This is a genomic window from Micromonospora sp. CV4 (assembly GCF_003667455.1).
Taxonomy (GTDB): domain Bacteria; phylum Actinomycetota; class Actinomycetes; order Mycobacteriales; family Micromonosporaceae; genus Micromonospora.
In genome coordinates this window covers 1-7,721 of record NZ_RCVI01000440.1, presented here as the reverse complement: position 1 = coordinate 7,721, position 7,721 = coordinate 1, and the positions used below count along the sequence as shown (strand labels likewise).

At 70.0% G+C, this 7,721-nt stretch carries 7 protein-coding genes; 1 reads left to right on the top strand and 6 read right to left on the bottom strand.

Features of this window, described 5'->3' with window-relative positions:
• From EAD98_RS30200 to EAD98_RS30175, 6 genes are all read right to left on the bottom strand, one after another.
• Window positions 1–1,045: LacI family DNA-binding transcriptional regulator (locus EAD98_RS30200; protein ID WP_147457531.1), on the bottom strand; the 1,045-nt coding region annotated here is incomplete at its 3' end.
• A gap of 82 nt (window positions 1,046–1,127) precedes the next feature.
• Window positions 1,128–2,561, bottom strand: a complete 1,434-nt coding sequence (locus tag EAD98_RS30195) for a GH1 family beta-glucosidase (RefSeq protein ID WP_121657347.1) — start codon at window positions 2,559–2,561, stop codon at window positions 1,128–1,130.
• Window positions 2,558–3,400, bottom strand: coding sequence for a carbohydrate ABC transporter permease (locus EAD98_RS30190; protein WP_121657346.1), 843 nt, complete (start codon window positions 3,398–3,400; stop codon window positions 2,558–2,560). Before EAD98_RS30190 ends, EAD98_RS30195 begins: the two co-directional genes overlap by 4 nt.
• A 10-nt stretch (window positions 3,401–3,410) precedes the next feature.
• Window positions 3,411–4,382 carry a carbohydrate ABC transporter permease gene (locus EAD98_RS30185; protein WP_121657345.1) on the bottom strand — a complete coding sequence of 324 codons (972 nt, stop codon included), beginning with the start codon at window positions 4,380–4,382 and terminating at the stop codon, window positions 3,411–3,413.
• A 109-nt stretch (window positions 4,383–4,491) separates the two neighbouring features.
• Window positions 4,492–5,781: an ABC transporter substrate-binding protein gene (locus EAD98_RS30180; protein WP_121657344.1), complete on the bottom strand. Its 1,290-nt coding sequence runs from the start codon at window positions 5,779–5,781 to the stop codon at window positions 4,492–4,494.
• Window positions 5,782–6,053: 272 nt separating this feature from the next.
• Complete coding sequence (locus EAD98_RS30175) at window positions 6,054–6,608, bottom strand: plasmid pRiA4b ORF-3 family protein (RefSeq protein WP_121657343.1); 555 nt, start codon at window positions 6,606–6,608, stop codon at window positions 6,054–6,056.
• 150 nt (window positions 6,609–6,758) lie between these two features.
• Here EAD98_RS30175 and EAD98_RS30170 point away from each other — a divergent pair, with 150 nt between their 5' ends.
• Entirely contained in the window at window positions 6,759–7,505 is a 747-nt protein-coding gene (locus EAD98_RS30170) for a pyrimidine reductase family protein (protein WP_121657348.1), read from the top strand.
• Window positions 7,506–7,721 lie beyond the last annotated feature (216 nt).

The window sequence follows — 7,721 nt, the reverse complement described above, 5'->3', positions numbered from 1 at the left end:
AGGCGGAGGTGCGGTGGATCAGTTGGGTGTCCAGGAGGATGTGCGGGGCGGGGAGGTCGTCGCCGCGGATCCGGGCGACCAGCAGCCGGGCCATCTGCCGGCCCATCTCCTCCACCGGCTGGAAGACGGTGGTCAGTGGCGGGTCCGCCTGCCGGGCGATCGGCGCGTCGTCGAAGCCGATCACCGCGACGTCCTCGGGCACCCGCCGGCCGGCCTCGCGCAGCGTCCGTAGCGCGCCGAACGCCATCAGGTCGGACGCGACGAAGACCGCGTCCAGGTCCGGGCAGGCATCCAGGAGTCGGCGCATGCCGGCCGCCCCGCTGCCCTCGCTGAAGTCGCCGTACGCGATCAGGTCGGGGTTGACGCCGGCCCCGGTGGCCTTGACCGCCTCGGTGTAGCCGGCCAGCCGGGCCAGGCCGGCGCCCATGTCCTGTGGACCGGCGATGGTGGCGATGCGTCGCCGTCCCCGGCCGGCCAGGTACTCCACGGCCTGCCGGGCGCCGCCCACGTTGTCCACGTCGACGAACCAGGCCGGCTGGGCGCCGGGTTGCAGCATCCGGGCCGGCCGGCCGCCGAGCACGGCGGGCAGGCCGCGCTCCTCCAGCAGGGTCGGCAGCGGGTCGGAGTCGTGCAACGACAACAGGAGTACGCCGTCGACGTGCTGGTTGGTCAGGTGGTGTTCGACCCGCTCCCGCTCCACCGGCGACTGGGCCATGGCCAGCCAGAGCTGCATCGGCGTCTCCAGCAGGCCGGAGCTGATCCCCCGCACGATGCCGGCGAAGAACGGCTCGGTGAAGACCCGTTCGCCGGATTCGGACACCACCAGCGCGACGGAGTCGGTCCGCTGGGTGACGAGGGCCCGGGCGGCCCGGTTCGGCACGTACCCCAGCTCGGCGATGGCCTGCTGGACCGCGGCCCGGGCCTCCGGGCTGACCTGGGGCGAGCCGTTGACCACGCGGGAGACCGTGCCCCGCCCGACGCCGGCGCGCGCCGCGACCGCGTCGAGGGTCGGGCGCCCGAGCGACCGGGTGCGCTGCGTTGTCATCGTCTGCTCCTCCGACGGCGGGCGGGCCCGGTGCCACCTGCGGGAGGTGGACACCAGGACCGCCCTGATGGCTGGCCCGAGCCTATTGTGCGGCCAGACCGTTGCGTCGGATCACCGAGGCGTACCACCTGGCGCTGGACTTGGGGATGCGAACCTGGGTGTCGTAGTCGATGTGGATCATGCCGAACCGCTTGGTGTAACCCCAGGCCCATTCGAAATTATCCATCAGCGACCAGGCGAAGTATCCCCGCAGGGGCACCCCGGCGTTGATCGCCTCGTGCGCGGCGCGCAGGTGGGCGTCGAAGTAGGCCAGCCGGTCGACGTCGTCGACCTCCCCGTCGACCACCGTGTCGACGAACGCGGAGCCGTTCTCGGTGACGTAGAGCGGCAGGTCGGTGTACTCGTCGTGCACCCGGCGCAGCGTCTCGACCAGACCCGGGGCGTCGATCTCCCAGTTCATGTCGGTGACGGGGATGCCCCGCGTCACGAACCGGACGTCCTCGCTGCCCGGCCAGCAGGAGGGCGCCCGCCAGTACGGCTCGGGCTCGGCGCCCTCGACCGGGGCGGCGACCACGTGCCGGCTGTAGTAGTTGACCCCGACCAGGTCCAGCGGGGTGGCGATGGTGGCCAGGTCACCGTCGCGTACGTGGTCGAAGTCGGTCACCGTGCTCAGGTCGGCCACCAGGTCCTCCGGGTACGACCCGCGCAGCAGCGGGTCGAGGAAGAACCGGTTGGCCAGCCCGTCGATGCGCCGGGCGGCGTCCACGTCCGCGGGGGCGTCGCTGGCCGGGTCGACCGGGTAGAGGTTGACGGTCACCCCCACCTCGGCGCTGGGTCGGGCGGTCCGCAGCGCCTGCACGGCGAGGCCGTGCCCCAGCATCAGGTGGTGTCCGGCGCGGACCGCGTCCGCCCCGTTGGACCGGCCGGGGGCGTGCACCCCGGAGCCGTAGCCGAGGAACGCCGAGCACCACGGCTCGTTCAGCGTGGTCCAGTAGCGCACCCGGTCGCCGAGCGCGTCGGCGACCAGCGTGGTGTAGTCGGCGAAGCGCGCTGCGGTGTCCCGGGCGGGCCAGCCGCCGGCGTCCTCCAGCGGCTGCGGCAGATCCCAGTGGTAGAGGGTCAGCCACGGCTCGATGCCGTGCGCCAGCAGCTCGTCGACCAACCGGCGGTAGAAGTCCAGCCCCTGCGGGTTGGCCGCGCCGGCGCCGCCGGGCTGCACCCGCGGCCAGGAGACCGAGAAACGGTACGACTTCAGCCCCAGCTCCGCCATCAGCGCGACGTCGTCGCCGAGCCGGTGGTAGTGGTCGCAGGCGACGTCGCCGGTGTGCCCGGCGACGACCCGGCCGGCGGTGTGGCTGAAGGTGTCCCAGATCGACGGGGTACGGCCGTCCTCGGCCGCCGCCCCCTCGATCTGGTACGCCGCGGTCGCGGCCCCCCACAGGAAGCCGGGCGGAAAGGTCAGCCCGGGGCGCTCGTCGAGGACACCAACGGCGGGCGGGCTGGCGGGGTTGCTCACGACTTGACGGCACCTTCCATGATCCCGCCGATGATCTGGCGGCCGAACACGAGAAAGACGAGAACCAGGGGGATGGTGCCGATCGCCGTGGCGGCGAACACCTGGGAGTAGTCGGTGTAGTAGGCGTACGAGAGGAAGGAGAGCGAGACCTGGAGGGTCGGGTTCTCCGGGGTGAGGACGGCGTACGGCCACAGGAACGAGTTCCAGGTCTCCATGAAGGTCAGCAGACCGAGGACGCCGGCGGCGGGGCGCAGCGCGGGCAGCACGATGCTCCAGTAGATCCGGAACGTGCTCGCCCCGTCGACGCGGCCGGCCTCGATCAGCTCGTCGGAGATCGCCTGGCTGGCGTACTGCCGCATCATGAACACACCGAAGGCGCTGACCAGGAACGGCACGGTGACCGCGTAGAGGGTGTCGTACCACCCGAGGTCCTGCATCATGCCCCAGAGCGGGATGAGGCCCATCTGGGTCGGGATCATCATGGTGACGATGATCGCCAGCAGCAGGGCGTTGCTGCCCCGGAACTTCAACTTGGCGAAGGCGAACCCGGCCAGTGAACCGGTGAGCACCACCGACAGGGTGACCACCGAGGAGACGATGATCGAGTTCATCATGCCGGTGAGGAAGTTGGCGGCGTCGTTGTCGAGCACCCGCCCGAAGTTGTCACCGAACGCTCCGCCGGGGGTTACCGGTGGCGGGACATCGTTGATGGAGTCCAGGCTGCGAGTGCCGATCACCAGCATGTAGTAGAACGGGTAGATCGACAGCAGCGCCGCCAGGACGAGCGCCACGTAGGTCAGCGGACTGGTGCGCCACAGGCGCTGGGAAGCCGAGATCATCGATCTCTCCTCACTTCGCCGAGCGGCGGACGAGTAGGAAGTTGACCAGCGACACCAGGACGATGATCATGAAGATCGCCCAGGCGACCGCGGCTCCGTAGCCGGCGGAGTTCAGATTCACGATGCCCATCTCGTACATGTACATGGCCAGCGTCTGGAACTCCCGCTGGCTGCCGCCGAGAATGTTGCCGTTGGCGAAGAGCAGTGGCTCGGTGAAGAGCTGCATGCCGCCGATCGTGGACAGGATGACCACGAAGATGAAGGTGGGCTTGAGCATGGGCAGGGTGATCTGCCAGAACTGCCGCCACGGGCTGGCGCCGTCGATCGCCGCGGCCTCGTAGAGATCCTTCGGGATCGCCTGCATGCCGGCGAGCAGGATCAGGGTGTTGTACCCGGTCCAGCGCCAGTTGACCATCGAGGAGATGGCGAACCACGAACTCCACCGCTGCCCGTCCCAGTCGACCGGGTCGACACCGACGAGGCTCAACAGCCAGTTGAACAGGCCGAACTCCCGCTGGAACAGCATCCCGAAGACGATCGCGACCGCGGCCACCGACACCACGTTCGGCATGAAGATGGCCATCCGGAAGAAGGTCTTGGCGCGCAGGAAGGTCCGGTTGAGCAGGTTCGCCAGGAAGAGGGCGAGCAACAGCTGCGGGATGGTCGACAGGGCGAAGATGCCGAACGTGTTGACCAGCGCGTTCCAGAAGTACTCGTCGGAGAACAGCCGGGTGTAGTTGTCGAAGCCGATGAACGAGTGGTCGCCGATCATGTCCCAGTCATGCAGCGACATCCAGGCGGTACGCACCATCGGGTACAACCCGAACGCACCGAAGATCACGAAGAACGGGGCGACGTAGAGGTACGGCGAGTACTTGACGTCGAGACGGTTGAGAAGCCTTCCCCGGGAACGCCCGGAAGGGACGTGGGGAGAAGGAGGTGCTGCTGGCGACGGCGGCGCCGTCGTGGCCGACAGGCTCATGCGAATGTCCTTTTCCGGCGAGGCCCGGGGGCCCTCGCGCAGGGTGCTACGCGGAGGGGACCGGCCGGTGGCGTCCGGGAAGCCCCGAACGCCACCGGCAGGGAATCACTCAGAAGACACCCTGAGTCTTTGCGTCCTTCGTGAACTGCTCCCAGGCCTTCGCCTTGTCGGCCTGCCCGCTCTCGAACGCCCGCAGGGCCGGCTCGAGCGCGTTCTCCTTGACCGCCTGGTGCTTCGGGCCCAGGTGGGTCGGCTGGATCTTGGCGACGCTCTCCCCGAAGATCTTGCCGGTCGGCGCGTTGCTGAAGTACTCGTTGGTGTAGCCGATGAACGCCTCGTTCTTCAGCGCCTCCAGGTTGGTGGGCAGCGGGCCCTTGGCCTTGAAGGCCTCCACCTGGCTCTTCGCGTTGGTCAGGTACTCGGCGAGCTTCGCCGCCTCCTTCGGGTACTTGCTCTGCGCCGGAACCGCGAGCCACGAGCCGCCCCAGTTACCGCCGCCGCCCGGCACGGACGCGACGTCCCACTTGCCCTTGTTGGCCGGGCCGGAGTTCTCCGAGACGATGCCGAGCATCCAGGACGGGCAGAAGGTCGCCGCGAAGGTGCCCTGCTTGAAGCCACCCGACCACTCCGGTGACCAGGTCTGCGCCTTGGCGGAGATGTCCGCCATCGAGGTGGCGGTGTCCCAGGCGTTCTTCACCGCGGGGCTGGTGTCCGCGATGATGTTGTCTTCCTTGTCGTAGAACAGGTCACCGTTGCCCTGGAACATCACGCCGTTGGAGACGGCGGTGATCGAGTCGATGAACGCCTTGCCGCCGCTACCCTGCTTGTACTTCAGACCGGCGTCGTGGAAGCCCTTCCAGTCCGGCCAGAGCGCCGACACCTGGTCGCGCTCGGTGGGCAGGCCGGCGGCCTGGAACAGGTCCTTGCGGTAGCAGACGGCGAGGCTGCCGACGTCGGTCGGGAGGCCGATCAGCCGACCGTCCGGCGCCTTGCCCAGCTCCCACTTCCAGGGCAGGAACTCCTTGGAGTGGTCGGCGACCAACGGGTTCAGGTCGGCCCAGTTGCGCGCGTTGGGCTTGAACTCGTTGAGGATGCCCTCTTCCAGGGCGGTGACGTCCGCGGCGCCCTTGCCGGTGGCGAGGTAGCGGACCAGCTTCGGCCGGTACTCAGCGAGCTGCGCGGTCTTGCGCAGCTCGACCTTGATGCCGGTGTCCTTCTCGTACTGCTTGACGATGTCGTCGTAGCCGAACTCGCCGAAGGTGTCGACGACCAGCTTGGCCGGCTTCTCGCCGGCCGCCGGCTCGTCGTCGTCGTTGCCGCAGGCTGCGAGACCGCCGATTGCGGTGATCGCGGCCAGGGCAGCGGCCGCCAGGCGGGTACGCCGCGTGGTGACACTCATTCGCTGACCCCTCTTTCCGGTGGTGAGGCTGGGTGGTTGTGGTGGGGGGTGCTCATCGCGCCAGCCCGGGATAGGTGCGTGCGTGACCCATGCCACCCCGGGAGCGCTCCCATGAGATTGCCGGCGGGTAACGGGGGTGTCAATAGGGCGATGGGAGCGTTCCCAGATCGTTACCGCCATCGACCGCGGTGACGGGTCATCCGAAAACGCGAGAATCCCGGCACCCCGGCCGGTGACTCACCGAAGATGCCCGGCTACCGGGGGACTCCGGGTCAGCAGAAGCGGCGCAGCAGGGTGCCGGTGCGGCCGGCGTCGAAGCGGGACGGGTCGAACGTGGAGCCGGCCCAGTCGCGCAGGGCGGCGTGCGCCGGATCGGCGAAGTCGGCCGGATCCGCCAGCGCGACCAGCAGCGCCTGATAGCCCGACGGGCCGCCGATACCCTCCGGCGGGCAGGCCCGCTCGCCGTCCAGGCAGACCGGGTACCGCTCCTCGGGGTCGGCGGTCAGCGCGTCCTCGACCACCAGGTCGTGCTCCCACCAGTCGCCGAAGTCGTAGGTGTAGGAGAACCGGCTGCCCTTGCCGAGCACCGCGTCGAGCCGGACGTCCAGCTCGTCGTGCAGCGCCAGCTCGCCGTCCGGGTCGGGCTCGCCGTACTGCACCGCGTCGATCTCGAACGAGTGCAGGTGGCAGTCCCGCCAGCCCATCGCGTGCTGCACCACCCGGTGCAGCCGATCCAGTGTGTAGCCGGCCGGAACGAGGACGCGACGCCAGACCGGCGGACGGACGCCGGCGAGGGACATCTTCAGCTGGAAGATCTGACGCGGCATGCTGTCCTGTCCTCCCGCGGCTTAGGCTGCCAGCATGATCTGCCGATCGTGCCGGGCCCGGCGACACGACGAATGCCCGGGCCGGAACTGGTGCGACTGCCAGCACCGTACCGCCCGACCGACCCCTCCGGTCACCGGTCCGGCCAGCGAATGACCGTCGGAATCCCGATCCGACGGCTCTGGCCCGAGCCGTCGGACCTGCCGCTCGACGACGCCGCGCTCACCGCGCTCTACGGCCGTGCCGACCAGCCCCGGCTGCGGGTCAACTTCGTCGCCAGCCTGGACGGCGCGGTCACCGTCGACGGCTACTCCGCCGGGCTCTCCGGCGAGCCGGACAAGCGGGTCTTCAGTCTGCTGCGGATGCTCTGCGACGCGCTGGTGGTGGCCGCCGGCACGCTCCGGCACGAGGGCTACCGGGCGGTCCGGCTCGACGAACGCCGCCGCGCCTGGCGCCGGGAGCACGGGCTGGCCGAGTATCCGACGCTGGTCGTCGTCTCCGGCTCGCTCGACCTCGACCCGGCGCAGGCCGCCTTCGCCGACGCGCCCGTACGGCCGGTGGTGCTCACCCACGCCGGCGTGGACCCACCACCGGGGCTGGCCGACGTCGCCGACGTGCTGCGCTGCGGCACCGACCGGGTCGACCTGGCCGCCGGCCTCGACGAGCTGCACCGGCGGGGGCTGACCCAACTGCTCTGCGAAGGCGGCCCGCACCTGTTCGGCGCGCTCACCGCCGTCGACCTGGTGGACGAGCTGTGCCTCACCGTCGCGCCGCTGCTCGCCGGGCCCGGACCGGGCCGGATCACCGCCGGCGACGCCACGCCACCCCGGCAGCTCCCGCTGCGGCACGTGCTCGCCGCCGACGACGGCGTCCTCCTGCTCCGTCACGCCCGGGCCTGACCTCCGGCCGCTGTCCGTCCGATTCAAGGATCGCCCAAGGTTTCCTGCATCCCGGTCGCGGATCGTGACTCTCGGAACGGCCGTCGTCGGGCGTACGCACCGCGTCCGGCACGGCCCTTCCGACCTCATTCCTCTACCAGTCCGGCTGGCGCGGCCGGTACTACAGCTGCCTGACCGGCTGAACCGGGCCGGCAGACGGAGGGGACGGGGGTGGGG

Coding starts and splice junctions, on each gene's coding strand:
- EAD98_RS30190 (WP_121657346.1), bottom strand. CDS start 3,400: ATGATCTCGGCTTCCCAGCGCCTGTGGCGCACCAGTCCGCTGACCTAC.
- EAD98_RS30185 (WP_121657345.1), bottom strand. CDS start 4,382: ATGAGCCTGTCGGCCACGACGGCGCCGCCGTCGCCAGCAGCACCTCCT.
- EAD98_RS30180 (WP_121657344.1), bottom strand. CDS start 5,781: ATGAGTGTCACCACGCGGCGTACCCGCCTGGCGGCCGCTGCCCTGGCC.
- EAD98_RS30175 (WP_121657343.1), bottom strand. CDS start 6,608: ATGCCGCGTCAGATCTTCCAGCTGAAGATGTCCCTCGCCGGCGTCCGT.
- EAD98_RS30170 (WP_121657348.1), top strand. CDS start 6,759: ATGACCGTCGGAATCCCGATCCGACGGCTCTGGCCCGAGCCGTCGGAC.